22 protein-coding genes are annotated in these 24825 nt (G+C 68.8%); 13 read left to right on the top strand and 9 right to left on the bottom strand.

Translation table 11 applies throughout. The features are described from left to right. Window positions 1–9: 9 nt before the first annotated feature. The 3 genes from DFR39_RS17610 (at window position 10) to rocF (ending at window position 2729) form a co-directional block, all read left to right on the top strand. Window positions 10–783 (top strand): HesA/MoeB/ThiF family protein, encoded by a 774-nt coding sequence (locus tag DFR39_RS17610; protein WP_133605151.1) that lies wholly within the window; start codon window positions 10–12, stop codon window positions 781–783. Between the two features lie 102 nt (window positions 784–885). Continuing rightward, the gene (locus DFR39_RS17605) at window positions 886–1803 is read left to right on the top strand and encodes an LOG family protein (RefSeq protein ID WP_133605150.1); all 918 of its coding nucleotides are present in this window, start codon (window positions 886–888) and stop codon (window positions 1801–1803) included. Next, complete coding sequence (gene rocF / locus DFR39_RS17600) at window positions 1800–2729, top strand: arginase (RefSeq protein ID WP_133605149.1); 930 nt, start codon at window positions 1800–1802, stop codon at window positions 2727–2729. Before DFR39_RS17605 ends, rocF begins: the two co-directional genes overlap by 4 nt. A 7-nt stretch (window positions 2730–2736) precedes the next feature. Here rocF and DFR39_RS17595 read toward each other — a convergent pair whose 3' ends face one another. From DFR39_RS17595 to DFR39_RS17585, 3 genes are all read right to left on the bottom strand, one after another. After that, a complete protein-coding gene (locus tag DFR39_RS17595) occupies window positions 2737–3627 on the bottom strand; it encodes a ketopantoate reductase family protein (RefSeq protein ID WP_133605148.1) in 891 nt (296 codons plus the stop codon). 36 nt (window positions 3628–3663) lie between these two features. Next, complete coding sequence (locus DFR39_RS17590) at window positions 3664–4674, bottom strand: DnaJ-like protein C-terminal domain-containing protein (RefSeq protein ID WP_133605147.1); 1011 nt, start codon at window positions 4672–4674, stop codon at window positions 3664–3666. 96 nt (window positions 4675–4770) lie between these two features. After that, a complete protein-coding gene (locus DFR39_RS17585) occupies window positions 4771–5634 on the bottom strand; it encodes a DUF429 domain-containing protein (protein WP_133605146.1) in 864 nt (287 codons plus the stop codon). 26 nt (window positions 5635–5660) lie between these two features. Here DFR39_RS17585 and DFR39_RS17580 point away from each other — a divergent pair, with 26 nt between their 5' ends. Beyond that, a complete protein-coding gene (locus tag DFR39_RS17580) occupies window positions 5661–7163 on the top strand; it encodes a S10 family peptidase (protein WP_133605145.1) in 1503 nt (500 codons plus the stop codon). 30 nt (window positions 7164–7193) lie between these two features. On the opposite strand, the gene DFR39_RS20425 is transcribed toward DFR39_RS17580, so the two are convergent. The 6 genes from DFR39_RS20425 to hutC all read right to left on the bottom strand — a co-directional run bounded on the left by DFR39_RS20425 (window position 7194) and on the right by hutC (window position 13523). Continuing rightward, window positions 7194–8750, bottom strand: coding sequence for a methyl-accepting chemotaxis protein (locus DFR39_RS20425; protein ID WP_133605144.1), 1557 nt, complete (start codon window positions 8748–8750; stop codon window positions 7194–7196). A gap of 83 nt (window positions 8751–8833) precedes the next feature. Next, window positions 8834–10234 carry a formimidoylglutamate deiminase gene (gene hutF / locus DFR39_RS17570; protein WP_133605143.1) on the bottom strand — a complete coding sequence of 467 codons (1401 nt, stop codon included), beginning with the start codon at window positions 10232–10234 and terminating at the stop codon, window positions 8834–8836. Beyond that, window positions 10231–11037: an N-formylglutamate deformylase gene (hutG, locus tag DFR39_RS17565; protein WP_133605142.1), complete on the bottom strand. Its 807-nt coding sequence runs from the start codon at window positions 11035–11037 to the stop codon at window positions 10231–10233. Before hutG ends, hutF begins: the two co-directional genes overlap by 4 nt. A gap of 2 nt (window positions 11038–11039) precedes the next feature. Beyond that, window positions 11040–12245 carry an imidazolonepropionase gene (gene hutI, locus DFR39_RS17560; protein ID WP_133605141.1) on the bottom strand — a complete coding sequence of 402 codons (1206 nt, stop codon included), beginning with the start codon at window positions 12243–12245 and terminating at the stop codon, window positions 11040–11042. Window positions 12246–12252: 7 nt separating this feature from the next. Beyond that, window positions 12253–12795, bottom strand: coding sequence for a HutD/Ves family protein (locus DFR39_RS17555; protein ID WP_133605140.1), 543 nt, complete (start codon window positions 12793–12795; stop codon window positions 12253–12255). Next, window positions 12792–13523: a histidine utilization transcriptional repressor HutC gene (hutC, locus tag DFR39_RS17550; protein ID WP_425466545.1), complete on the bottom strand. Its 732-nt coding sequence runs from the start codon at window positions 13521–13523 to the stop codon at window positions 12792–12794. The genes DFR39_RS17555 and hutC overlap by 4 nt, the downstream gene beginning before the upstream one ends. A 74-nt stretch (window positions 13524–13597) precedes the next feature. Here hutC and hutU point away from each other — a divergent pair, with 74 nt between their 5' ends. The 9 genes from hutU (at window position 13598) to DFR39_RS17505 (ending at window position 24813) form a co-directional block, all read left to right on the top strand. Next, a complete protein-coding gene (gene hutU, locus DFR39_RS17545; RefSeq protein ID WP_133605139.1) occupies window positions 13598–15280 on the top strand; it encodes a urocanate hydratase in 1683 nt (560 codons plus the stop codon). Window positions 15281–15284: 4 nt separating this feature from the next. After that, window positions 15285–16832, top strand: coding sequence for a histidine ammonia-lyase (gene hutH, locus DFR39_RS17540; protein WP_133605138.1), 1548 nt, complete (start codon window positions 15285–15287; stop codon window positions 16830–16832). Window positions 16833–16924: 92 nt separating this feature from the next. Next, window positions 16925–17722 (top strand): substrate-binding periplasmic protein, encoded by a 798-nt coding sequence (locus tag DFR39_RS17535; RefSeq protein ID WP_133605137.1) that lies wholly within the window; start codon window positions 16925–16927, stop codon window positions 17720–17722. A 165-nt stretch (window positions 17723–17887) separates the two neighbouring features. Next, window positions 17888–18832 (top strand): ABC transporter substrate-binding protein, encoded by a 945-nt coding sequence (locus DFR39_RS17530; protein ID WP_133605136.1) that lies wholly within the window; start codon window positions 17888–17890, stop codon window positions 18830–18832. 6 nt (window positions 18833–18838) lie between these two features. Next, window positions 18839–19612: an ABC transporter permease gene (locus tag DFR39_RS17525; protein WP_133605135.1), complete on the top strand. Its 774-nt coding sequence runs from the start codon at window positions 18839–18841 to the stop codon at window positions 19610–19612. A gap of 141 nt (window positions 19613–19753) precedes the next feature. Continuing rightward, window positions 19754–20530, top strand: coding sequence for an ABC transporter ATP-binding protein (locus tag DFR39_RS17520; RefSeq protein ID WP_133605134.1), 777 nt, complete (start codon window positions 19754–19756; stop codon window positions 20528–20530). 128 nt (window positions 20531–20658) lie between these two features. Further along, entirely contained in the window at window positions 20659–21870 is a 1212-nt protein-coding gene (locus DFR39_RS17515; RefSeq protein ID WP_211343901.1) for a serine hydrolase domain-containing protein, read from the top strand. 131 nt (window positions 21871–22001) lie between these two features. Beyond that, entirely contained in the window at window positions 22002–23669 is a 1668-nt protein-coding gene (locus tag DFR39_RS17510; RefSeq protein WP_133605133.1) for a sulfurtransferase, read from the top strand. A 91-nt stretch (window positions 23670–23760) separates the two neighbouring features. After that, window positions 23761–24813: an ABC transporter substrate-binding protein gene (locus DFR39_RS17505; protein ID WP_133605240.1), complete on the top strand. Its 1053-nt coding sequence runs from the start codon at window positions 23761–23763 to the stop codon at window positions 24811–24813. Window positions 24814–24825 lie beyond the last annotated feature (12 nt).

Below are 24825 nucleotides of genomic sequence, written 5' to 3'. Positions count from 1 at the left end.
GCTTGCCCCATGAATGACGAACAGTTGCTGCGCTACTCCCGACATATCCTGCTGGACGACATCGGGATCGAGGGCCAGCAAAAGCTGCTGGACAGCCACGCCCTCATCATCGGCGCCGGCGGCCTGGGCTCCCCGGCCGCGCTCTATCTGGCCACGGCCGGGGTGGGGCAGATCACCCTGGTGGACCACGACACGGTGGACCTGACCAATCTGCAACGCCAGATCGCCCACAGCCAGGAACGCGTGGGGCTGCCCAAGGTGGAGTCCGCGGCCCGGGCCATCGCGGCCCTCAACCCCGAGCTGCGGGTACGGACCGTGGCGCAACGCGCCGACGCGAGCCTGTTGGCACAGCTGGTGGCTCAGGCCGATGTGGTGCTGGACTGCAGCGACAACTTCCCCACCCGCCAGGCCGTCAACCAGGCCTGCGTGCAGCACGCTCGCCCCTTGGTCTCGGGCGCGGCCCTGGGCTTTGACGCGCAGATCAGCGTCTACGACCTGCGCGGCGCCCAAGCGCCCTGCTATGCCTGCCTCTTCCCCCCCGACGCGCGCCCCGAAGAACAGCGCTGCGCCACCATGGGCGTGTTTGCGCCCCTGGTGGGCATCATCGGCAGCCTCCAGGCCGCCGAAGCCCTCAAGCTGCTGCTGGGGCTGCCCGGACTCGGTGGACGGCTGCAGATGCTGGAGGCCCGAAGCATGGAATGGAGCGAAATCATCGTTCACAAAGACCCGGCCTGTCCCGTTTGCAAAGCACGCAAGCCGGCGTTTTCCGAATTAATTTCTTAATCAACAAGAAACTACGCAACAAAATTGTTCGCAGCGCCCAGTATGCTGCGCCCCGGGCTTGAGTGCCCGCCCGATGAGGCGCCTCGCGCGCCAAGCAAGATCATGTTCAAGCGTCAACAGCCTCTGACCCGCAACTTCCCCAGCGCCAAGGAGTCCGCCGAGGTTCAGGCCCATGTGGTGCCGGAGCCCCGCTACGACGGACCCGAGAGCGCCTACAAGCTGGCCTTCACCGACAACGACTTCCTGCTGCGCGAGGAGCTCCGTCCGGTGCGCATGCAGCTGGAGCTGCTCAAGCCCGAGCTGGTGCAGCAGGAGCTGGACATCAAGGCCACGGTGGTGATCTTCGGCAGCGCACGCATCCTCTCCGAGCACGCCGCCAAGGCCGCCGTGGCCCAGGCCAAGGCCGCCGGCGACCCGCATGCGCTCAAGCGCGCCGAGGTGGCCCTGAGCATGAGCCGCTACTACGAAGAGGCTCGCCGCTTCGCGCGGCTGGTGACCGAGGCCTCGACCCGGCGCGCCGAGCCGCTCTATGTGGTCACGGGCGGTGGCCCGGGCATCATGGAAGCCGGCAACCGCGGCGCCTATGAGGCGGGTGGCAAGAGCATAGGCCTGAACATCGTGCTGCCCCACGAGCAGCACCCCAACCCCTACATCACGCCGGAGCTGTGCTTCCAGTTCCACTACTTCGGCCTGCGCAAGATGCACTTCCTGATGCGCTCGGTCGCCCTGGTGTGCTTCCCGGGCGGATTCGGCACGCTGGACGAGCTCTTCGAGACCATGACCCTGATCCAGACGGGCAAGTGCCGTCACCGCCCCATCCTGCTTTTCGGGCGCGAGTTCTGGACGCGGCTGATCAATTTCGAGCTTCTGATCGAGACCGGCATGATCAGCCCGGGCGACGAGAAGCTCTTCCACTTCGTTGAGAGCGCCGAGGAGGCCTGGGCCCTGCTCGAGCGCGAGTATGAACAGACCCTGGCCCTGGACCCGGCCGAAACCCCGCAAGGAAAGAAGCAGCGATGAACAGCAGCAACAGCCCCCGCACCGTCTCCCTGATTGGCGCGCCCACCGATGTGGGTGCCGGCGCCCGTGGCGCCAGCATGGGCCCCGAGGCCCTGCGCGTGGCGGGCCTGGGCCCGGCCCTGCAGGCGCGCGGCGTGCAGGTGCTGGACCGCGGCAACCTCAGCGGCCCGCCCAATCCCTGGCTGCCGCCGGTGGATGGCTATCGCCATCTGGACGAGGTGGTGGCCTGGAACCGCGCCGTGCACGAAGCCGTGCATGGCGAGCTGCAACAGGGCCGCATGCCCATCCTGCTGGGTGGTGACCACTGCCTGGGCCTGGGCTCCATCTCGGCCGTGGCCCGCCACTGCCGCGAGACCGGCAAGAAGCTGCGCGTGCTCTGGCTGGACGCCCATGCCGACTTCAACACCAACCAGCTCACCCCCAGCGGCAATATCCACGGCATGCCCGTGGCCTGCCTCTGCGGCTTCGGCCCCCAGGCCCTGATCGAGATCGGCGGCCATGTGCCCGCCATCAGCCCCAAGTGGATACGCCAGATCGGCATCCGCAGCGTGGACGAGGGCGAGAAGCGCTTTGTGCATGAGCAGGACCTGGAGGTCTTCGACATGCGCTACATCGACGAGATGGGCATGCGCCACACCATGGAGCTGGCCCTGGCCACCCTGGACGCCAACACCCATCTGCACGTCAGCTTCGATGTGGACTTCCTGGACCCCGAGATCGCCCCCGGCGTGGGCACCACCATCCCCGGCGGCCCCACCTACCGCGAGGCCCAGCTCTGCATGGAGATGATTGCCGACACCGGCCTGCTCGCCTCGCTGGACGTGATGGAACTCAACCCGGCGCTGGATGTGCGCAACAAGACGGCCGAGCTGGCGGTGGACCTGATCGAATCTCTATTCGGTAAATCCACCCTGATGCGCAAGTAAGGCCGCCTCAGCCCGGCCGCGCCTCGGCCAGCTTGACCAGGGTGTGCAGCACCCGATTGGCCGGGGTAGGGATGCCCAGCGCCTCACCACGGCGCAGCACATGGCCGTTGAGATGGTCGATCTCGGTGGGCTTGCCGCGCATCAGGTCCTGGGCCGTGGAGGAGAACTGGCCCGGCATGGTCTGGGCCAGGCCGCGCACCGCGATCAAGGGATCGGCCGGCAGCTGCACGCCCTCGGCCCGGGCCACCGCCACGCATTCGGCCACCACGTCTTCCATCACCGCCGGCACGCCGGGCCGCTGCACCAGCTCGCCATAGGGCAGACGCGCCAGGGCCGAGAGCGCGTTGTAGGCGCAATTGAGGATGAGCTTGGCCCATAGCGCGCCGCGCACATTGGGCGAGATCTCGGCCGGCACGCCGGCCAGGGCCAGCGTGGGCAGCAGGGCCTCGGCCACCGGCTCCAGCACCAGCTCGCCGCGGCCGTGGTGCAGCAGATGGCCCGGGCCCGCCATCTCGGTGGCAACATAGACCACCGCCGCCGAGACCCGCTGCACGGGCAGCAGCTCGCGCAGGCGCTCGGCATTGTCCACACCGTTTTGCAGGCTCAGCAGCAGGGCGCCGGGCGCCAGATGCGGGCGCAGGGCCTGGGCCGCCGCCTCGGTATCGGGCGACTTGACGCAAAAGAGCAGCAGCTCGGCCCCCGCGGCGGCGGCCGGCTCGGTGCTGGCGGCCAGGCTCAGGGTTTCATCGAACAGGCGGGTCTGCAGGCGCAGGCCCTGGCGCTGCACCGCCTCCACATGGGCGGGCCGCCCGATCAGCACCACCTCGTGCCCGGCGCGCGCCAGCATGCCGCCGAAATAGCAGCCCACCGCGCCCGCGCCCATCACCGCGATCTTCATACCGACTCCGTTCTCCCGCCCGAGCCCCAGCGACGCTCAGGGCAGGGCAAGCATCTCCTGCTCATCCACACGGATATGGCGCATGTCCTGACCCTCGAAGGCATAGCTCAGGCTCAGGGTCTTGCGCCGCCCCGGCGCGGGATCCACACCGGCCAGGGCATTGTCCACCCGGACCTCCAGGCGGTTGCGCCAGATCAGCTCGCGCAGGCGCGCGCTCACGTCCACGCTGTTGGCCCCGCTCTCGCCATAGCGCGCGCTGACGATGATGAGGCGCCCCGCCGGCTGGGTCGTTGAACTCCCGGCGCTGTCCCAGTCGCCGCGCCGCCAGCCCATGAACTGGGCGCCGTCCAGCACCTGGCCCTCGCGGAACTCGAAAAGGCGCTGCCCGCCGTCGCGCGAGCGCGCCACGATGCGCAGGGTCTTGAGCTGGCCGGGGTCCGGGTCCTGCTCGAACACCGCATTGCCTACACGCACCCGCCCATCGCGGCGAGCCAGCTGCTTGAGCCGGTCGCTCACATCGATGCTGCGCCGCGCCGTGCCATAGCTGGCCTGCAGGATGCGGTACTCGCCCTCGTCACGGACCTGGGGCGCGTCGTCGCCGCCCAGCTCATCGCCCCAACCGCCCTGCCAGTCCTCGCGCCAGCCCGAGGGACGGTCGCCCCAGTCGCCCCGGCGCCAGCCGCTGAAGCGGGCGCCGTCCACAAAGCCCTGCTCGGCGTACTCGAAGATGCAGCGCTCGCCATCCGGCCCGCGTGCGTAGATGCGCAGGGACTTGCGCCGCCCCGGATCGGGATCCTGGCCGAAGAGCTCGGGGCTCACCCGCACCCGCCGATCCTGGCGCGCCAGATCGCGCAGGCGCTCACTCACATCCACATGGTGGCGTGCGGTGCCGAAACGCGCCTGCAGGATCTGGTAGTCGCCCTCATCGCCCCAGCCGCGCTGGGCCAGGGCCGGGCTCATGCCACCCAGCCAGAGCAAGACAGCCGTCAGCAGACCCGCCATCCATGCCATGCCACGCCGGGGCACGGCGGCCACACCGTTCTTCATCTTGTCCTCCCTCATCCACCCGATATGGGTCGGTCTCCAACGCCGCGGGCTCGCCGTTCGTTGGCCGCAGCGAGCCCGGCTTTGTGCGCGTTTGTATCAGCCCCGGGAGCCCGCCTCGAACTCGGCACTGATGATCCATCCCTCCACCGGATCGAGCGCCGGCGGCAGGCCATAGCCCGGCTGTTCCGCGGCCCAGCCGGCCTGCAGCAGGCAGAGCACGGCGTCCAGCAGATCGCCGCGGGCATCGTCCACCAGGGCCTCGCGCTGGGCATGGCTGAGCTTGAGGCGCAGGCCCAGGCGGCTGCGGCCCTGCTCCAGGGCGTCCACCAGGTCCTTGCGGGCGATCAGGCGCGCCTCGTCCTGCTTGGCCAGCTCGTCGCTCTTGTAGCTGCGCCGCCCCAGCAGCTCGCGCGCCAGCAGGCCCGGGTAGGCCTCCAGAGCCACACGTGCCGGGTCGCCGGCCTGCAGGCCCGGCAGGCTCAGGCCGGCAGCCAGCAGGCGGGGCGCGCCCGCATGCAGCATGTAAGCCACCGGCGGGTTGACCCATTTCATCGAGGGCGAGGCGCCGGCCGGGGCATCGCTGGCGCGGTGGGCAAACTTGGCGCCCGCCGGCCGGGCCGCACAGAAGGCGGCGAACTGCGCACGGATCGTGGCGCGGTCCAGACTGGCGTAGTGCCGGATCAGGCTGGCCCAGTCCGCGCGCGGCCAGTCCAGGGTCTCGACCAGCTCGCGCGGCAAGCCGAAGGGAAAGTCGCAGCCCGCCAGCCAGGGGCCGGGGCGCGCCAGCAAGGCCTCGAACTCCGCCAGGCTGGGCAGGGCCTCCAGGCGGTCCAGCTGCAAGACCTGGCCCCGGCGACGCCCGAAGGCGGCGGTGATGGGCTTGCGGCGGGTGGGCGCGCTGCTGAAGTCAATGCCGATCAACAGCAGGTCGGCGGGGGACCTTGGGGGGCTAGAGTGCATGCCAGCACTTTAGGGGAGACCGCAGCATGAGCAGCCACCAGGACCCGCAAGCCAGCACCAGCCCTCAGGGCAAAGAGAATACCGCCGCCGCCGCGAGCGAGGCGCCGGTGGAACGCCTGGTGCTCACCGAGCATCGCCTGAGCCTGGGCCGCCAGACCCTGGACTACCAGGCCACCTGCGGCACCCTGCCCCTGCGCGAGCTGAGCGTGGAGGACGGCAAGGACCAGGGCGAGAAGACCCGCGCCAGCGTCTTCTTCATTGCCTACACCGCCAAGGACGGCGCAGCGGGCGAGCGCCCGCTGTGCTTTGTGTTCAATGGCGGGCCGGGCTCCTCCAGCGTCTGGCTGCATCTGGGCCTGCTGGGCCCGCAGCGTGTGGCCTGCGACGAGATGGGGCATTGCGGCACGCCGCCCTATGCCCTGGAAGACAACCCCTTGAGCCTGCTGGCGGTGGCCGATCTGGTCTTCATCGACCCCGTGGGCACCGGCCACTCGCGCATGCAGCCCGGCGAGAAGTCGGCCGAGTTCCACGACTACCAGCGCGATCTGGACGCGGTGGGCGAGTTCATCCGCCTCTACCTGACGCGCTGGAACCGCTGGGCCAGCCCCAAGTACCTGATCGGCGAGAGCTATGGCACCACCCGCGCCGCCGGGCTCTCGCGCCATCTGCAGGAAAAGCACGATGTGCATCTCAACGGCCTGGTCCTGGTCTCGCTGGCCCTGGACTTCCAGACCCTGAGCTTCGACCCCGGCAACGAGCTGCCCTACCCGCTCTATCTGCCCACCTATGCCGCCACCGCCTGGTACCACCAGGCCCTGGCCCCGGCCCAGCAGAAAAAGCCGCTCAAGCGCCTGATCAAGGAGGCCGAGGACTTTGCCAACGGCGAGTACTGGCTGGCCCTGATGCAGGGCTCGCGCCTGAGCGCCGCAGCGCGCCGGAAGATCGCCGAGCGCATGGCGGCGCTCACCGGGCTCTCGGCCGAGTACCTGCTACGCTGCGATCTGCGGCCCACCGAGTTCCGTTTCTTCAAGGAGCTGCTGCGCCAGCGCGGCCAGACCGTGGGCCGGCTGGACAGCCGCTTCCTGGGCCTGGACCGCGACGATGCCGGCGAGCATCCCGAGGAAGACGCCGGCATGAACAATTTGGTGGGTGCCTATGCGGCCGGCATCAACCGCGTGCTGCGCGACAAGCTGGGCTGGACCAGCGACCAGCCCTATCTGCTGCATGCGCCGCTGTGGAAGACCTGGTCCTGGAAGGGCCACGAGAACAAATACCTGGCCGCCGGCGACAGCCTGCGCCGCGCCCTGCAGGCCAATCCGGCCATGCGCGTCTATGTGGCCAGCGGCTACTACGACCTGGCCACCCCGCATGCCGCGGGCGACTACAGCCTGGCCCATCTGGGCCTGCGCGAGCCGCTGCAGGGCCAGATCCAGGTGAGCTATTTCGAGGCCGGCCACATGATGTACATCCACCGCCCCTCGCTGGAGCGCATGGCGGCGGAGCTGCGGCGCTTCGTCAGCCCCGACTGAGCCCGCAGCCGGGGCGGCTGCGCCCCGGCCTCAGGCCAGCTTGAAGACCGACACGGTGCGCGCCAGCTCCTCGGCCTGCTGCTGCAGGCTCTGGGCGGCGGCGGCCGACTGCTCGACAAGGGCGGCGTTCTGCTGCGTCATCTCGTCCAGGCTGGAGATGGCCTGACCGATCTGGTTGATGCCCGTGCTCTGCTCGCCGGTGGCGTGGCTGATCTCGGAGACGATGCTGCTCACGCGCTCGATGGCGCCCATGATCTCCTTCATGGTCTCGCCGGCCCTGTGCACCAGCTGGGCGCCGTTGTCCACGTTCTCGCCGCTGGCCGTGATCAGTGCCTTGATCTCCTTGGCCGCCTCGGCACTGCGCTGGGCCAGGGTTCGCACCTCGCCGGCCACCACGGCAAATCCGCGGCCCTGCTCACCGGCCCGCGCCGCCTCCACCGCGGCATTCAGGGCCAGGATATTGGTCTGGAAGGCAATGCCGTCGATCACCGCGATGATGTCGCTGATCTTGGCGGACGAGGCGCTGATGCGGTCCATGGTGCTGACCACCTCCCCCACCACCGCACCGCCGCGGCGCGCCACCTCGGCCGCATCCTGCGCCAGCTGATTGGCCTGCTGGGCCGAGTCGGCATTGTGATTCACGCTGGCCGTGAGCTGCTCCATGGCCGAGGCGGTCTCCTCCAGACTGGAGGCCGCCTGCTCGGTGCGGTGGCTCAGGTCATGGCTGCCCATGGCCACCTCACGCGAGGCCGTGGCAATGCTGTCGGTGGACTGCCTCACACCGGTCACCACATTCACCAGGGACTCCTGCATGGCCGCAACGCCGCGCATCACGGCGGCGGTCTCATCCTGTCCGGACACGCTCACGCGACCGCTGAGATCGTGTCCGGCAATGCGCTCGGCGGTGCTGACCGCCTCTTCCAGGGGCCGCAGAATGGACGACAGGTTGAACCAGGTGAAGCTGAGAATGGTGAGCACGCCGATGACCACCACAGAACCCAGGGCGATTCGGGCGCTGCGCTCCTCGGCGCGCAGTCGGGCCTCCTCGGCCTCGGCATGCTTGTCGATCTGCTCGGTGACCTGGCCCAGCTGCTTGTCCAGCTCCCGCACCGGCCCCTTGATGGGTTCGGTGGCCTGGTTGGCGCTGGCGGTGTCGCTGAATTCACCCTTGACGACGCGCTGGTGGATGCCATCGAAGCCGCTCTTGTAGGACTGCAGGGACTGCAGCATCTGCTCCGGCACCTTACGGATCTCGGGTGCCACATCAAGCTTGGCGATGGACTGAAGGCCCTCACTGACCTTGGCGAAGGTGCCGTCCCAGTCCTTCTTGTAGCGCTCCACCAGCTTGGCATCCGCCAGATTGATCAGCAGATCCTTCTCGTAGCGCCGCAGATTGCCGACACCCGCCCGCACATGGGAGAGCTGCTTGAGCGCCTCCATATCGTTCTCGGCAAAGTGCTCGAAGTTGACCTGGGCCTTGTGCAGACTCCACAGGCCGTCGCCTCCGATGATCACGATGGCCAGCGCCGAGACGGCTGCCAGCAGGTACAGGCGCGCTTTGATCGTAAAACGCCTCAGGTCCAACATATGAGCCTCCTGACGATGCCAACGACGTTGTGCCGTCCAGCATATCCAAGCCGGGTCAGGAGCGCTAGCGCGTGGCGCAAGTGCTAGGCCGTAAAGTCACGCCAGAGCGCCCACATCGCCTCCTCAAACGCCGAGCGCACCGAAGCAGCACCGGCGGCGGTCCGCGGCAGGGTCAGACCTTGCCGCCCTGCCACCCAAACCTGGGACAGGGCACTCCCTGCGCTGGCAAACACCAAGCCGTCCAGCAAATGGCCGGCGGGCAGGCCCAGCAAACCGTCCGACTGGGCGTCCAGCACCAGGAAGTCAGCCCGGGCCCCGGGCTTCAGACCCCAGCTGGGCAGACCGGCAGGCGCGGCGCTGCCCTGCAGCATGCGCTCAAACAGGCGCGCCGCCGTGGCGGGCTGGCGCCCCGGCTCGGCGCCCACATTGCGCTGCTGCAGGCCCAGGCGCTGACCGTACTCCAGCCAGCGCAGCTCTTCCACCCAGCCGCGCGTGACCTGGCTGTCCGAGCCCAGGCTCAGCGGCACCTCGGCGGCCAGCCAGCCCGGCAGATCGCACAGACCGTCACCCAGATTGGCCTCGGTGCCGGGGCAGATCACCACACTGGCGCCGCTGGCGGCCACGGCCTGGATCTCATCCGCCGTGCTGTGGGTGGCATGAACCAAGTGCCAACGCGCGTCGGGACTGAACTGGCTGCACAGATGCGCCATGGGCCGCTGGCCGGTGCTGGCCAGGCAGTCGCGCACCTCGGCCTGCTGTTCGCTGATATGGATGTGGATGGGCACGGGCGCCTCGCCCACCAGGCGCTGCAGGGCCTGGATGTCGGCCGCATGGGCGGCGCGCAGGGAGTGCAGGGCCACGCCAGCATTCACCAAGGGCAGGCCCGCGGCATTGATGCGCTGGCAGGCGTTCCAGACCCAGTCGGCATCGGTGGCAAAGCGGCGCTGATCGGGGCGCAGGGCGGGCTGGGCAAAGCCGGCATGGGCATAGAGCACGGGCAGCAGGGTCAGGCCTATGCCCACCTCCTGCGCCGCCTCGGCCAGGGCCCAGCTCATGGCCAGGCCGTCTCCTGGGTAGGCGCTGCCGTCCTCGGCATGGTGCAGGTAGTGAAACTCGCAGACCTGGGTGTAGCCGCCGGCCAGCAACTCGGCATAGAGCTGGCGCGCCACGGCCTTGAGCTGGGCGGGCGTGATGCGCAGGGCCACGCCATACATGCGCTCGCGCCAAGACCAGAAATCGTCGCTGGCGCTCTCGCGCCGCTCGGACAAGCCGGCAAAGGCGCGCTGGAAGGCATGGCTGTGGGCATTGACCAGGCTGGGGATCACCGGGCCGTCGAGCACCCGGACGCCAGCGGGCGCCGCCTGGGCGGCGCTGAAGCGGGTCCAGTGGCCACGCCCGTCCAGCTCCATCAACACCTGGCTCTGCCAGCCCCCGTCCAGCCAGGCCAGAGGCGCCCAGAAAGCTTGTGGCGTACCGCCGCTCATGCCGCCGGCCTCCAGGCCAGCAGGGCCTGCAGCAGCTGCCTGAGCAGGGGCTGCACCTGGGCGGCGCGGGCCTCGTCATAGGCAAAGCTGCCGTCCTCCTGCATATAGCAGCTCCAGCACATCTCCAGCTGCACCGCGTGCTGGCCCAGCGCCGGCTGGCCATAATGGCGGGTGATGTGACCGCCCTTGAAGCGCCCGTTCACCACCTGGCTGTAGCCGCTCTGCGCCGCCAGCACCTCGCCCAGGCGCTGGGTGATGGCGGCATCGCAGCTGCGGCCATCGGCCGTGCCCAGGTTCAGGTCCCAGAGCTTGCCCTCGAAGAGCCAGGGCAGCTCCGACTTGATGCTGTGCGCATCGAAGAGCAGCGCATAGCCGTGCTCGGCCTTGAGCCGGTCCAGCTCACCCTGCAGCGCCTCGTGGTAGGGACGCCAGTAGGCTTCGCGGCGGCGCAGCTTCTCGGCCGCGTCGGGCGCCTGACCCTCCCGGTACAGCGGCTCGCCGCTGAAGAAACGGGTGGGGCAGAGCTCGGTATTGGAGGCACCCGGGTACATGGGCGTGTCCTCCGGTGGGCGGTTCAGATCGATCAGATAGCGCGAGTAGCGCGGCACGATCAGGCTGGCACCCAGCTCGGCGGCGATCTCGCCGTACAGGCGCTCCAGATGCCAGTCGGTGTCTTCGCTCTGCAGGGCGCGCGCCTGGTAGCGCGCTTGCTGATCGGCGGGAATCTCGCTGCCCACATGGGGCATGCTGATCAGCAGCGGGCTGCTGCCGGGGCGCAGGGTGTACACGGATTCAGTGCTCATGCTCAGCTCAGCTTGCCGCCCCACACGCGCTGACGCAGCGGGTTGCGGCCGAAGTAGTAGGAGAGTTCGTTGGGATGCTCCACATCCCAGACGCAGAAATCGGCGCGCAGGCCCGGCGCCAGGCGGCCACGGTCGGCCAGGCCCAGGGCGCGTGCCGCATGCTGGGTCACGCCGCGCAGGGCCTCCTCGGGGGTGAGCCGGAACAGGGTGCAGGCCATGTTCAGCATCAGCAGTAGGGAGAGCGTGGGCGAGGTGCCGGGGTTGTGGTCGGTGGAGATGGCGATGGGCACGCCGGCCTCGCGCAGGGCCGCCACCGGCGGCAGCTTGGTTTCGCGCAGAAAGTAGTAGGCGCCGGGCAGCAGGGTGGCCACCGTGCCACTGGCGGCCAGGGCCTGCACGCCCTCGGGGCTCAGGTACTCCAGATGGTCGCAGGACAGGGCCCCGAACTCGCAGGCCAGTTGGGTGCCGCCCTGGTCGGAGAGCTGCTCGGCATGCAGCTTGACCGGCAGGCCCAGGGTCCGGGCCGCCTCGAACACGCGCCGGGTCTGGGCGGGCGTGAAGCCTATGCCCTCGCAGAAGGCATCCACCGCATCGATCAGGCCTTCGCGCTGCAGCTGGGGCATCCAGGCGCAGACGGCGTCCACATACTCGTCCTGCCGGCCCTGGAACTCGGGCGGCAGGGCATGGGCGCCCAGATAGCTGGTACGCAGCTGGGCGCCCTGCAGGGCGCGGGCGGCGCGCAGGCAGCGGGCCTCGCTCTCCAGGTCCAGGCCATAGCCGGACTTCACCTCGACGGTGGTCACGCCCTCGCCGATCAGCGTGTCCAGACGGCGCTGGGCCTGGGCTTGCAGGCTGGCCGCATCGGCCGCGCGGGTGGCGGCCACGGTGGAGCGGATGCCGCCACCGGCCCGGGCGATCTCTTCATAGCTGGCACCCTGCAGGCGCAGCTCGAACTCGCGCGCACGCCGGCCGCCGTAGACCAGATGGGTGTGGGAGTCGATCAAGCCCGGCGTCAGGACCGCGCCGCCCAGATCATGCTCGATGGCCGGCGCCAAGCCCGCGGGCAACTCAGCTTCCGGGCCCACCCAGGCGATGTGCTCGCCCTCGGTGATCAGGGCGCCCCGCTCGACCCAGCCCCAGGGCTGGGCGCCGTCCAGGGTGGCCAGGCGCGCGCCGCGCCACAAGGTCTTGTCCGTCGTACCCGTCATACGGTCCTCATTCGCTCCAGCTCATCCACCAGGCACTGCCCTGCCCTTCAAAGCTCAGGGGCTGGGCCGCCGGCTGCTCACACCAGGCCAGACTCAGCGGCGCCAGCGGCATGCGGCGCCCGCCATGCACCAGGGTGCCGCCCGCGGCGCTGAACAGGCCCAGCCACTGGCCCAGGGGCGGCGCCAAGGGCTCATCGGCCACCTGCACCCGCATCCGGCCCTGGCCGCGGCGATGCATCAGATTGAAGTCGCGCGTGGGGCCGTCCACCAGCTCGCAGTCGGGCGCCAGGGCGCCGTCGAAGCTGAGGATCTCGCTGCCGGGATGCAGCTCGTAGTCGTAGAGCCGCACGCCATGCCCCGAGAGCACCGCGAACCAGCGCTGCACCCCCTCGAAGGCCGAGAAAGGGCCGTCGGCCTCGATGTCCGCCACGCTGATGCGCAGGGTCCACTGCGCCGGGTGCGGCCAGGCCAGCAGCTCGCGGGTCCAGCCGCCATTGTTCTTCCAGCGCTGCGGCGCCACCTGGTCCGCCGAGATGATGCTCCAGCTCATGCCTGAAACCCTCCTTCGAGAAGATAGCGTGACCCGGGGTGGGTCAGCCGCACCGAGGTGACCGCGACACCGCGGCTGAACGTCAGGCGCCGCACAACCAGGCAGGGATCCCGCCGGGCAATGCCCAGGAGCTTGGCCTCCAACCCGGCCGGCAATGTCGCCTCGATGGTATAGCGCGCTTCCGACAGCGGAGCCACTTGCAGCAGATAGTGCGTGGGCGTGACCTGGGCAAAGTCCTGCGCCAGATAGTCGGGCGCGCAGGCCGGATTGACCAGCCGGTCCTCGCACTGGATGGCGACACCGTTCTCGAAGTGCACGATGACGCTGTGGAACAGCGGCGCTCCGGCCTTGAGGCCGAACTCGGCCGCCTGCTCGGCCGTGGCCTTGATCTTGGCCAGAGAGTGCAAGCGCGCCTCGTGCCGGTGACCGCGCGCGGCGATCTCCTCGTGCACATCGCGCACCGTGAGCGTGGAGGAGATACGGTGCAGCTGGGCCACAAAGCTGCCCACGCCTTGCACCCGCTCGATCATGCCCTCCTGCGTCAGCTCGCGCAGGGCGCGGTTGACCGTCATGCGACTGAGCTCGAAAGCGGCGCCCAGCTCGGCTTCGGAGGGCAGCAGATCGCCCGGCACCCAGCGACCGCTGGCGATGCCGTCGCGCAGATGGTTCTTGACCTTGAGGTACTGCGGCTCGGGTCCTGAGGGTGTCTTGCGTGCCATGGTCGCCATGCCGCGGATGGTAGTTGACTTTACTTGTATAGACAACTAGAGTTCCGCGCATTCCCTACGCTCCGGAGAACCGCATGAGCTCGCAAGCCCGCCCCGTTCGCGCCCCCACCGGCACCCAGCTGCACTGCAAGAGCTGGCTCACCGAGGCCGCCTACCGCATGATCCAGAACAATCTGGACCCCATGGTGGCCGAGAACCCGGATGAGCTGGTGGTCTACGGCGGCATCGGCAAGGCCGCGCGCAACTGGGAATGCTTTGACACCATCCTCGCCACGCTCAAGACCCTGAACGAGGACGAGACCCTGCTGGTGCAGTCGGGCAAGCCGGTGGGTGTGTTCAGGACCCATGCGGACGCGCCGCGCGTGCTGCTGGCCAACTCCAATCTGGTGCCGCACTGGGCCACCTGGGAGCATTTCAACGAGCTGGACCGCAAGGGCCTGATGATGTACGGCCAGATGACGGCCGGCAGCTGGATCTATATCGGCACCCAGGGCATCGTCCAGGGCACGTATGAAACCTTCGCCGAGGCCGGCCGACAACACTACGGCGGTGATCTGGCGGGCCGCTGGGTGCTGACCGCGGGCCTGGGCGGCATGGGGGGCGCCCAGCCCCTGGCCGCCACCTTCGCCGGCGCCGTGTCCCTGAACATCGAGTGCCAGCAGTCGCGCATCGACTTCCGCCTCAAGACCCGCTATGTGGACGAGCAGGCGGCCGATCTGGACGACGCCATCGCCCGCATCCAGAAGTACACGGCCGAAAAGAAGGCCATCTCCATCGCCCTGCTGGGCAATGCGGCCGAGATCCTGCCCGAGCTGGTCAAGCGCGTGAAAGCGGGGACGGCACCGAAGCCCGACATCGTGACCGACCAGACCTCGGCCCATGACCTGATCAATGGCTATCTGCCGGCCGGCTGGACGGTGGCGCAGTGGAAGGCCGCCGCGGCCGACTCGTCCCAGCATGCCACGCTGAAGGACGCCGCGGCCAAGGGCTGCGCCGTGCATGTGCAGGCCATGCTGGACTTCCAGGCCATGGGCGTGCCCACGGTGGACTACGGCAACAACATCCGCCAGGTCGCCCTCGACCAGGGCGTGAAGAACGCCTTCGACTTCCCCGGCTTCGTGCCCGCCTATGTGCGCCCGCAGTTCTGCGAGGGCCGTGGCCCCTTCCGCTGGGTGGCGCTCTCGGGCGACCCCGAGGACATCTACAAGACCGACGCCAAGATCAAGGAGCTCTTCCCCGAAGAGACCCGCGTGCACCGCTGGCTGGACATGGCGGCCGAGCGCATCGCCTTCCAGGGCCTGCCGGCGCGCATCTGCTGGCTGGGCCTGGGGCAGCGCCATCTGGCTGGACTGGCCTTCAACGAGATGGTGCGCAAGGGCGAACTCAAGGCCCCCATCGTGATCGGCCGCGACCACCTGGACTGCGGCTCGGTGGCCAGCCCCAACCGCGAGACCGAGGCCATGAAGGACGGCACCGACGCCGTGTCCGACTGGCCCCTGCTGAACGCCCTGCTGAACACCGCCGGCGGCGCCACCTGGGTGAGCCTGCACCATGGCGGCGGCGTGGGCATGGGCTTCTCCCAGCACAGCGGCGTGGTCATCGTGGCCGACGGCACGGACGCGGCCGCCAAGCGCCTGGAGCGCGTGCTCTTCAACGACCCCGGCACCGGCGTGATGCGCCATGCCGATGCCGGCTACGAGATTGCCCAGGCCTGCGCCAAGGAGCGCGGCCTGAACCTGCCCATGCTCAAGGACTGACCCCATGACGATGATCACCCTCACCCCCGGTGCCCTGACGCTGGAACAGCTGCGCCAGATCCGCCAGGGCGGCGTGCAGCTGAGCCTGGACGCCCAGGCCGTGGCCACCATCGAGCGCTCGGCCGCCATCGTCCAGGCCCATGCGGCCGGCGACGCCGCCGTCTACGGCGTGAACACCGGTTTTGGCAAGCTGGCCTCCAAGCGCATCAGCAAGGAAGAGCTGGCCACCCTGCAGTTCAATCTGATCCGCTCGCACAGCGTGGGTGTGGGCGCGCCCATGGCCCCCGGTGTGGTGCGCCTGATGCTGGCCACCAAGGCCGCCTCCCTGGCCCGCGGCCATTCGGGTGTGCGCCTGGACGTGGTGCGCTGCATTCTGGATGCCTTCAACAAGGGCCTGGTTCCCTACATCCCCAGCCAGGGCTCGGTGGGCGCCTCGGGCGATCTGGCGCCGCTGTCCCACATGACCCTGGCTCTGATGGGCGAAGGCGAAATGCTGGTGGACGGTCAGCGCCGCCCCGCCCTGCCGGTGCTGCAGGCCGCGGGCATCACCCCGCTGAGCCTGCAGGCCAAGGAAGGCCTGGCCCTGATCAACGGCACCCAGACCAGCACCGCCCTGGCCCTGGATGCCCTGCTGCGCTTCGAGACCGTCTACGCCTCGGCCGTGGTGTCGGGCGCGCTGAGCCTGGATGCCGCCCGCGGCAGCGACGGCCCCTTCGACCCCCGCATCCATGCGGTGCGCGGCCAGCCGGGCCAGATCGAGGCCGCCGCCGCCTACCGCCAGCTGCTGGTGGGCAGCGCCATCCGCGCCTCCCACCAGGAAGGCGATGAGCGGGTGCAGGACCCCTACTGCCTGCGCTGCCAGCCCCAGGTCATGGGCGCCTGCCTGGATCAGGCCCGCTATGTGCGCGATGTGCTGCTGCGTGAGGCCAATGCCGTGACCGACAACCCCCTGGTCTTTGCCAACGAAGACGGCAGCAGCGCCATGGTCAGCGGTGGCAACTTCCATGCCGAACCCGTGGCCCTGGCCGCCGACGCCCTGGCCTGCGCCGTGGCCGAGGTGGGCGCGATTGCCGAGCGCCGCATCGCCATGCTGATCGACGCCGGCGTCTCCCGCCTGCCGCCCTTCCTGACCGAGAACGCCGGCCTCAACTCGGGCTTCATGATCGCCCACGTGACCGCCGCGGCCCTGGCCAGCGAGAACAAGAGCCTGGCCCACCCGGCCAGCGTGGACAGCCTGCCCACCAGCGCCAACCAGGAGGACCATGTGTCCATGGCCACCTTCGGCGCGCGCCGTCTGGCCCAGATGCTGGACAACACGGCCCACATCATCGGCATCGAGCTGCTGGCGGCCGCCCAGGGCATCGAGTTCCTGCGCCCGCTGCAAAGCTCGCAGGCGCTGGAGCAGACGCATGCCCTGATCCGCCAGCGCTGCCGTGCCATGCCCAGCGACCACTATCTGGCGCCCGATATCGAGGCAGCCACGGCCCTGGTCAACGAGGGCGCGGTCGCGCGCGTGGCCCTTGCCCACAGCCCCCTGAGCGTCTACGGCTGAGGCCGAACCTGCCCATCGCAGGCCGCCCCGGAGCAGCCCGGCTCACCATCGCTTAGCATGGTGGCCGGGCTGTGCCCATTCATCCGGACGCCATGCACACATTCCTGCGCCAGCCGTTGCTGGGCCTACTGCTGAGCCTCCTGCTGGCTCCGGGTCTGGCGCTTGGGGCCGGCGCCGAAGCGCCGGCCACCGGCGAGCCGGGCGAGGCGGCCGCACCCCTGCAGCTCTGCCTGTCCGAGTTCGCACCCTTCAATGCCTCGGGTCTGAGCGAGGGCGGCCCCCTGGGCCGTATCGCGGTCCAGGCCTTCGCACGCGCCGGCATCCGGGCCGAGCTGCGCTTCATGCCCTGGGCCCGCGTCATCAAGGAAGCAGAGGCCGCGCAGTGCCTGATCGCCGGGCTGTGGCGCAATGAGGCGCGTGACCAGCTCTATGCCTACGCCGGCCCCTACTACCAAGTGGAACTGGGCTACTTCACGCTCAAGAGCCTGCCGCGCCCGGCCGAGCCCCTGAGCCGGGCCCAGGCCAGTCGCATCTGTGTGCAGCGTGGCGCCTATCTGCCGGCCGCCTTGCAAGAGCATCAGTCCCTGCTGCAGATGAATCTCGATCTCTCCGGCTGCCTGCGCATGCTGGCCACCGGCCGGGTGGACACGGCCTTTGGTGCGCGGGCCGCGGGCCAGCATTATCTGGACAGTGCCGCAGGCCGCGATCTCGGCGGCAGCATCGCGTGGCGCGGTCCGGCCTTGGAGCTCAAGGACCATATGCTGGCCATCCGCAAGACACATCCCCAGCGCGAGGCCCTGATCCAGGCCTTCAACCGCGGTCTGGCCCAGCTGCGGGCAGACGGCAGCTATCAGCGCCTGCTGAGCGCGGGCGGTCTGTCCGGCCCCTGAGTTCGGGCGCGCGGCAGGCGCACAAGCCGCCCGCCACTGGCACGTGTTCTGCATGCAGCAAGCGCTATACCTGGCGCGCGCTGTACCGGGTGTTTCCCGAGAGGCAAGTCCGGGCGCGCGCACCATCATTGAGCCCACCTCAGTCCAACGGAGAGCCCTCGCACCATGAAGAAGATCCTGTCTGCATTCGCACTCGCCACCCTGGCCCTGTCGGCTCAGGCACAGGAGGTCAAGGTCGGCATCGGCATCTCCGGCTGGACCGGTTTTGCGCCCCTGACCCTGGCCAAGGAGGCCGGCCTCTTCAAGAAGAACGGCCTGGACGTCAGCATCAAGAAGATCCCGCAGAAGGACCGCCACCTGGCCATCGCCTCCGGCGACATCCAATGCGCGGCCACCACAGTGGAGACCTGGATCGTCTGGAACGCCAATGGCGTGGCCACCACCCAGATCTTCCAGCTTGACAAGAGCTTTGGCGCCGACGGCATGGTGGTCAAGCCCGGCATCAGCAAGATCAGCGAGCTCAAGGGCAAGACCGTGGCCGCCAGTGCGCCCGGCACCGCACCCTACTTCACCCTGGCCTGGATGCTCAAGAAGAACGGCCTGTCCATCAAGGACGTGAACGTGGTGAATCTGGAGCCCCAGGCCGCGGCCAATGCCCTGATCGCCGGCGCCGGCAATCTGGACGCGGGCATGACCTACGAGCCCTTCCTCAGCGCGGTGCGCGCCAAGCCCGAGGCCGGCAAGATCCTCGCCACCACCCTGGACTACCCCATGGTGATGGACACCTTCGGCTGCACGCCCAAATTCCTGGCCGAGAACCCCAAGGCCGCCAAGGCCCTGGCCGACAGCTATTTCGAGGCCCTGGCCCTGATCAAGGCCGATCCCAAGAAGAGCTTCGAGATCATGGGCGCCGATGTGAAGCAGAGCGCCGAAGCCTTCGAGAAGAGCCAGGCCTTCCTGCGCTGGCAGGACCGCGAGGCCAACAAGAAGTTCTTCGCCGGCGAGCACGCCCAGTTCAGCAAGGAAGCCGCCGAGTTGCTGCTGGAGGTGGGCATCATCAAGGCCATCCCCGACCTCTCCAAGCTGGCCGATACGCGTTTCATCCAGTAAGCCAGCATGCGTCCCCTGACCCCGGTGACGCCCCGGGCCCGCGTGGCCCTGGGCCTGTCCTTCTTCCTGCTCTTCACCGCGCTGTGGGCCGCCGTCACCTTCGGCGGCCTGGTCAGCAAGACCTTTCTGGCCGACCCGCTCACCATGCTGAAGTCCGGCTGGATCCTGCTGACCGAGATGGGCTTTGCCAAGGACATTGGCATGACCGTCTGGCGCGTGCTGGGCGGCTTTGTGATCGCCGCCGCCCTGGCCCTGCCCCTGGGCGTGCTGATGGGCACCTACAAGCCCGTCGAGGCCTTCTTCGAGCCCTTCGTCTCCTTCGCCCGCTACCTGCCGGCCTCGGCCTTCATCCCCCTGCTCATCCTCTGGGTGGGCATTGGCGAGGCGCAGAAGCTGGCCGTGATCTTCATCGGCAGCTTCTTCCAGCTGACCCTGATGATCGCCGTGACCGTGGGCAACACGCGGCGCGATCTGGTGGAGGCGGCCTACACCCTGGGCGTCTCGGACCGCACGCTGATCAGCCGTGTGCTGCTGCCCGGGGCCGCGCCCGAGATCGCGGAGATCCTGCGCATGGTGCTGGGCTGGGCCTGGACCTATGTGATCGTGGCCGAGCTGATCGGCGCCTCCAGCGGCATCGGCCACATGATCACCGACAGCCAGGCCCTGCTGGCCACCGACCAGATCATCTTCGGCATCATCGTGATCGGCCTGATCGGCCTGATCAGCGACTTCGCCTTCAAGGCACTGAACCGCTCGCTCTTTCCCTGGGCCAGGCTGTGAGCCCCTCGTCCAAGGAGTACCTTGGCCGGCCCCCCGAGGGGGCGCCGATGCTTGCCGGTTCGACCGGCAAGCACATCGACAACGCGGGCCGGCTTGGGGCGGCCCGGCGCTCGGCCCGAAAGCATTCATGGAGCCTCTGAAGTGAGCATCCTCTCCATCCGCGGCGTCTCCCGCAGCTTCGCCGGCCGTGACGGTCAATCCACCGTGGCCCTGCAGGCCACCGATCTGGAGGTGGCCGAAAACGACTTCCTGACCATCCTCGGCCCCTCGGGCTGCGGCAAGAGCACCCTGCTGCGCATCGTGGCCGGTCTGGACGCGCCCAGCAGCGGCGAGGTGCTGCTGGACGGCCGCAAGGTGCTGGGCCCGGGCGCCGACCGCGGCATGGTGTTCCAGAGCTACACCCTCTTCCCCTGGCTCACGGTGCTGGAGAACGTGGCCTTCGGTCTGCGCGAGCGCGGACTGCCCAAGGCGCAGCAGCTGGAGATCGCGCAGGACTTCATCGCCAAGGTGGGTCTGGCCAAGTTCGCCGGCCACTACCCCAAGCAGCTCAGCGGCGGCATGCAGCAACGCACCGCCCTGGCCCGCGCCCTGGCCAACGGGCCGCGCATTCTGCTGATGGACGAGCCCTTCGGCGCCCTGGACCACCAGACCCGCGAGCTGATGCAGGAGCTGCTCCTGGGCATCTGGGAGCGCGAGAAGAAGACCGTGCTCTTCGTCACCCACGATATCGACGAGGCCATCTTCATGGGCTCACGCGTGGTGGTGATGAGCGCGCGGCCGGGCCGCATCAAGAGCGACCTGCCCTCGCCCTTCGCGCACCCGCGCCACTACTCGGTCAAGACCACGGCCGAGTTTTCCGCGCTCAAGCGCGAGCTGCACGAGCAGCTGCGGGTGGAGGTGCTGGCGGCACAGGGGTGAAGCGGGCGGCCGCCGTTTGTCGCGGCGTGCTGCAGGCCATGCCGATCGAGCGGCTGTCTGTCATCCCGAGCTGGCTTGCAAGAGGGCTACGTGGCGATAGTGGCGCCCTTCCCCAACGGAGTCGCCCGATGACGCAGCCCTTTCCCACCGCCCTGTTGGCATGCGCATCCATGCCCCGGATCCACCCACGAGCGCTGGGTCCGGCGCAACCTCGACTGGGCCCGTGCGTATCCCTGATCGCAGCCCTGATCCTGTGCATCGCGAGCTGTGGACCTGCGCGCGCAACGAGCTCCGCCCCGGCGTCCCTGCAGGCCTGGCAGCAGAGGCTTGAGCAGTCCGCCTTCTCGGGCACCGTCCTGATCGCCAAGGCGGGCTCGGTGATCTATCACCGTGGCTTCGGCCAGTCGGACCGGAGCAGCCAACGCGCCGTGGACGCGTACACGGTGTTCGACATCGGCTCGCTGACCAAGCAGTTCACGGCCACCGCCACCATGCTATTGGTCGAGCAGGGAAAGCTGTCTCTCGAAGCGCCGCTCGGCAGCTACTTCCCGAACGTGCCTGCCGACAAGCAGGCCATTACCGTGCACCAGTTGCTGAGCCACGCCTCGGGACTGCCCGCCGGCCTGCCAGGCCGTGCGCTCTACGACCAGGTCGAAGCCAGCCAGCTCAGCACCGAGATCCTGGCGCAGCCACTGATCGCCCGCCCGGGCGAACGCTACCACTACTCCAACATCGGCTACAGCCTGCTGGCCCAGATCATCGAACGGGTCTCTGGCCAGGAATGGGAGCACTTCATCCGGCACAGCATTCTGCTGCCCGCCGGTCTGAGAGAGACCGGCTACCGGCTGCTCACCGTGCCGCAGGCGCGGCTGGCCATCAACTACGGCGCCGATCCCAACTGGCTGCAGCGCCAGTTGCGCATGAAGCCCGACAGCAGGAGTGTGGGCGACTCTTTGCAGCACCTGCGACAGTCCCCTGGCCGGCGTTGGTTTGAGGGGGCCGGAGGCTTCCTGTCAACGGCACAGGATATGCACGCCTGGTCGGTCGCCATGAGCCGTGGCCAGATCCTCAGCCCAAGCTCCTGGGCGCAGATGTTCAAACCCCATATTGCCGAGAACGCCGAGAAAAGCGCCTACTACGGCTACGGCTGGCTGCTGATCCGGACCGAGAGTGGCAGCCCCAGAGTCACCCATAGTGGCTCCAATGGCTACTCCTATGCCACCTTCGACTACTACCCGGATCAGCAACTCTTCATCTTCACCGCCTCCAACGACATCGACAACTACCCCTACCCCCTGATGAAGGAACTGAACCAGTTGCTGCTGAGGAGTCGCCCCTGAGCGCTGGGACCCGCGGCTTGTCGCCGCAAGGCGCAACTGATGCCGGGCTCCCTGCAGCCTGTCGTTCCAGCCTGTCGCGACCTGGGACAGCCCGGCCATAGTGCCGGCTCTCACGTTTACGGAGCAACACCATGCTGAGATTCCTGAAGCGCCTGTGCCGCGGCCTGCTGCCGGCAACAGCCGGCCTGCTGCTGCTGAGCGCCGGGGCGCAGGCCCACGCCGCGACCAGTCCACTGGTCGATGCCGCCTGGCTGCGTCAGGCCCTGGCCAGCGCCCAGCCGCCGCTGGTGCTGGACGCCTCGCCCACACGCCTTCATGCGGCCGGCCATATTCCCGGCGCGGTGAACGCGGACTTCTACCGTTACGGCTCGAACGAGCTGGACGCGGCCGGCATGCAGGCGCGTCTGCGCAGTTGGGGTCTTGGCCAGGGTGAGCGCCTGATCGTCATCCATGACCAGGGCGGCGCGATGATGGCGCCCTGGATCTTCTATGAGCTGTACCGCCATGGCGTGGCGCCCGAGCGCCTGCGCCTTCTCGATGGCGGCATGGCCGCCTGGAAGGCGGCCCAGGGCCCCATCAGCACCGGACCCTCGCCCACCCCGCCCCCAGGGGATCTGCGTGTCGATTCGCTGCGCGAAGGGGTGCGTGCCCGTCTGCCTGAGTTCCTGGCGGGCTCGGGGGACCCGCAGGACCATGCCTTACTGGAAGCGCTGGACCCGCCCTTCTACTACGGCGGCGCCAAGTTCTTCAACCGCGGCGGGCATGTGCCGCATGCCAAGCTGACCCCGGTGGACGACTACTTCCGCCCCGACAAGACCTTCAAGTCGCGCGCCGAGCTGCAGGCCATGCTGGACCATCTTGGGGTGCGCCGCGAGCAGCAGGTCTACAGCTATTGCGGCGGCGGCGTGGCCGCCAGCGTGCCCTACTTTGCCCTGAAGTTCCTGCTGGGCTATCCGCGGGTGGCGCTCTACCAGGGTTCGCAGAAGGAATGGCTGGAAGATGCGCGCGAGCTGCCGCTGTGGAGCTACGCCAACCCGGCGCTGCTGCGCAACGCGGACTGGCTCAATGGCTTCAGCAACACCATGCTGCGCACCTTCAGCCACAGCCCGATCAGCATCATCGATATACGTCCGGACCAAGACTACGCAAAAGGCCATGTGCCCTTTGCGCTCAGCCTGCCGGCCGAGCGCTTCCAGGCCGGGCTCGCAGCGCCGGAGCAGCTGGCCGCGCTGCTGGGGCGGGCGGGTGTCGACCCGCAGCATGAGGCGGTGATCGTCTCGCAGGGCGGCCTCAACAAGCAGTCGGCACTGGTGTTCGCACTGCTGGAGCAGCTGGGCCAGCGCAAGGTCTCGTTCTTGCTGGAGTCGGCCGAGGAGTGGGAGATGCGCGGCCTGCAGCTGAGCCGGGAGCCTACCCGCGTGGGCGTGCGCAAGCCGCCGCTGGACCCGACCATCGCGCCGGTCGACTACCAAGCCAGGCCAGGTGCCGTCCTGATCAACAGCGCAGCACTGGCGGCCACCCCGCCCGCTCACGGCATGCCGCGGGTCTATCTGGCCCTGGGCTCGCGCCCGCCTGCCGCCGAACTGCCGGGCAAGATCGTGCACCTGCCCTACGCGCAGCTGCTGGATGCCAGCGGCCGACCCAAGCCGGCGCACGAGATCTGGAGCCTGCTGGCCAAGGCCGGCCTGCCGCGCCATGCCCAGATCGTCTGCGTGGCCGAGGATTTCGGCGAGGCAGCCATCGGCTACACCCTGCTGCGCTTGATGGGCTTCGCGGACATCAGGCTGGCGGTGAGCTAGCGGCAGGACGCAGCGACAATGCCGGCTTTAGCCACTGAACGCTGCTGCCTTGCCTACTGTGCGGATACGGACCCTTGTTGTGCTGGCCCTGATGCTGCTGAGCCTCGGGCGCGCGCAAGCCATGAACGTCAGCTTCATCAACCCGGGGCGCTCCGACGAAGCGTTCTGGCTGACGGCCACGCAGGCCATGCAGGCTGCGGCCCGGAGCCTGGGCATCCAGCTGGAAGTGCTGTACGCCGAGCGTGAACCCGAGCGGGCGCTGCGCCTGGCGCGCGAAATCGCCGGGCGTCCGGCACCGCAGCGCCCCGACTACGTGCTGCTGGTCAATGAGAAGGGCACCCTGGTCAGCAATGCGCAGACCCTGGGTGCGGCCGGCATCAGGACCTTTGCCGTCTTCAACGGGCTGCTGCCTCAGGAGCGCAAGATCTGGGCGCCCAGGCAGAGCCTGCCGCTGCTGCTGGGCAGCCTGGTGCCGGATGCGCGCGAGGCGGGCTACCTGACCGCCAAGGCCCTGATCCAGCAGGCCTTGCGCGCCCAGCCCGGCGGCAGGCTGCAGATGCTCGCGATCGCGGGCGACCGCTCGACACCCAACTCCATAGCCCGCAACGAGGGCATGCGCCAGGCCGTGGCCGAGGCGCCGCAGGTCGAGCTGGCCGAGACCGTGTTTGCCGACTGGCGCCGTGATCTCGCGCGTGAGCAGATGCTGGGCCTGCTGCAACGGCATCCCGAGGCGCGCCTGGTCTGGGCCGGCAGCGACCAGATGGCCCTGGGCGCCATGGAAGCGCTCGGCCAGACGGGCGCCAGGCCGGGGCTCGAACATCATGTCTCAGCCATCAATACCTCCAACGAGGCCATGCAGGCGCTCATCGAGGGCCGGCTCGACGCCCTGGCCGGCGGACACTTTCTCGCTGGGGCCTGGGCCCTGGTCATGCTGTACGACCATCAGCAGGGACGCGACTTTGCGGACGAGGGCCTGGAACAGGAACGCCCCATGTTCACGCTGTTTGCAAAGTCCACGGCGCGGCGATTCCTCAAGCAGTTCGGCTCCGGCATCCGCGAACTGGATATGCGCCCCTACAGCAAGCACCTGAACCCGCAGGTGCAAAGCTACCGCTTCACCATCGGCCCCTTGCTGAAGCGTTGATGGCTTCAAGCC

Origin of the sequence: Roseateles asaccharophilus (assembly GCF_004362405.1) — a bacterium.
Lineage (GTDB): Bacteria > Pseudomonadota > Gammaproteobacteria > Burkholderiales > Burkholderiaceae_C > Kinneretia > Kinneretia asaccharophila.
The sequence above is the reverse complement of the archived record's forward strand: the minus strand, read 5'-3'. Positions and strand labels throughout refer to the sequence as shown.

Excerpts from the sequence above, each read along its gene's own strand:
- DFR39_RS17610 (WP_133605151.1), top strand. The coding sequence starts at position 10 with ATGAATGACGAACAGTTGCTGCGCTACTCCCGACATATCCTGCTGGAC.
- DFR39_RS17605 (WP_133605150.1), top strand. The coding sequence starts at position 886 with ATGTTCAAGCGTCAACAGCCTCTGACCCGCAACTTCCCCAGCGCCAAG.
- rocF (WP_133605149.1), top strand. The coding sequence starts at position 1,800 with ATGAACAGCAGCAACAGCCCCCGCACCGTCTCCCTGATTGGCGCGCCC.
- DFR39_RS17595 (WP_133605148.1), bottom strand. The coding sequence starts at position 3,627 with ATGAAGATCGCGGTGATGGGCGCGGGCGCGGTGGGCTGCTATTTCGGC.
- DFR39_RS17590 (WP_133605147.1), bottom strand. The coding sequence starts at position 4,674 with ATGAAGAACGGTGTGGCCGCCGTGCCCCGGCGTGGCATGGCATGGATG.
- DFR39_RS17585 (WP_133605146.1), bottom strand. The coding sequence starts at position 5,634 with ATGCACTCTAGCCCCCCAAGGTCCCCCGCCGACCTGCTGTTGATCGGC.
- DFR39_RS17580 (WP_133605145.1), top strand. The coding sequence starts at position 5,661 with ATGAGCAGCCACCAGGACCCGCAAGCCAGCACCAGCCCTCAGGGCAAA.
- DFR39_RS20425 (WP_133605144.1), bottom strand. The coding sequence starts at position 8,750 with ATGTTGGACCTGAGGCGTTTTACGATCAAAGCGCGCCTGTACCTGCTG.
- hutF (WP_133605143.1), bottom strand. The coding sequence starts at position 10,234 with ATGAGCGGCGGTACGCCACAAGCTTTCTGGGCGCCTCTGGCCTGGCTG.
- hutG (WP_133605142.1), bottom strand. The coding sequence starts at position 11,037 with ATGAGCACTGAATCCGTGTACACCCTGCGCCCCGGCAGCAGCCCGCTG.
- hutI (WP_133605141.1), bottom strand. The coding sequence starts at position 12,245 with ATGACGGGTACGACGGACAAGACCTTGTGGCGCGGCGCGCGCCTGGCC.
- DFR39_RS17555 (WP_133605140.1), bottom strand. The coding sequence starts at position 12,795 with ATGAGCTGGAGCATCATCTCGGCGGACCAGGTGGCGCCGCAGCGCTGG.
- hutC (WP_425466545.1), bottom strand. The coding sequence starts at position 13,523 with ATGGCGACCATGGCACGCAAGACACCCTCAGGACCCGAGCCGCAGTAC.
- hutU (WP_133605139.1), top strand. The coding sequence starts at position 13,598 with ATGAGCTCGCAAGCCCGCCCCGTTCGCGCCCCCACCGGCACCCAGCTG.
- hutH (WP_133605138.1), top strand. The coding sequence starts at position 15,285 with ATGACGATGATCACCCTCACCCCCGGTGCCCTGACGCTGGAACAGCTG.
- DFR39_RS17535 (WP_133605137.1), top strand. The coding sequence starts at position 16,925 with ATGCACACATTCCTGCGCCAGCCGTTGCTGGGCCTACTGCTGAGCCTC.
- DFR39_RS17530 (WP_133605136.1), top strand. The coding sequence starts at position 17,888 with ATGAAGAAGATCCTGTCTGCATTCGCACTCGCCACCCTGGCCCTGTCG.
- DFR39_RS17525 (WP_133605135.1), top strand. The coding sequence starts at position 18,839 with ATGCGTCCCCTGACCCCGGTGACGCCCCGGGCCCGCGTGGCCCTGGGC.
- DFR39_RS17515 (WP_211343901.1), top strand. The coding sequence starts at position 20,659 with ATGACGCAGCCCTTTCCCACCGCCCTGTTGGCATGCGCATCCATGCCC.
- DFR39_RS17510 (WP_133605133.1), top strand. The coding sequence starts at position 22,002 with ATGCTGAGATTCCTGAAGCGCCTGTGCCGCGGCCTGCTGCCGGCAACA.
- DFR39_RS17505 (WP_133605240.1), top strand. The coding sequence starts at position 23,761 with ATGCTGCTGAGCCTCGGGCGCGCGCAAGCCATGAACGTCAGCTTCATC.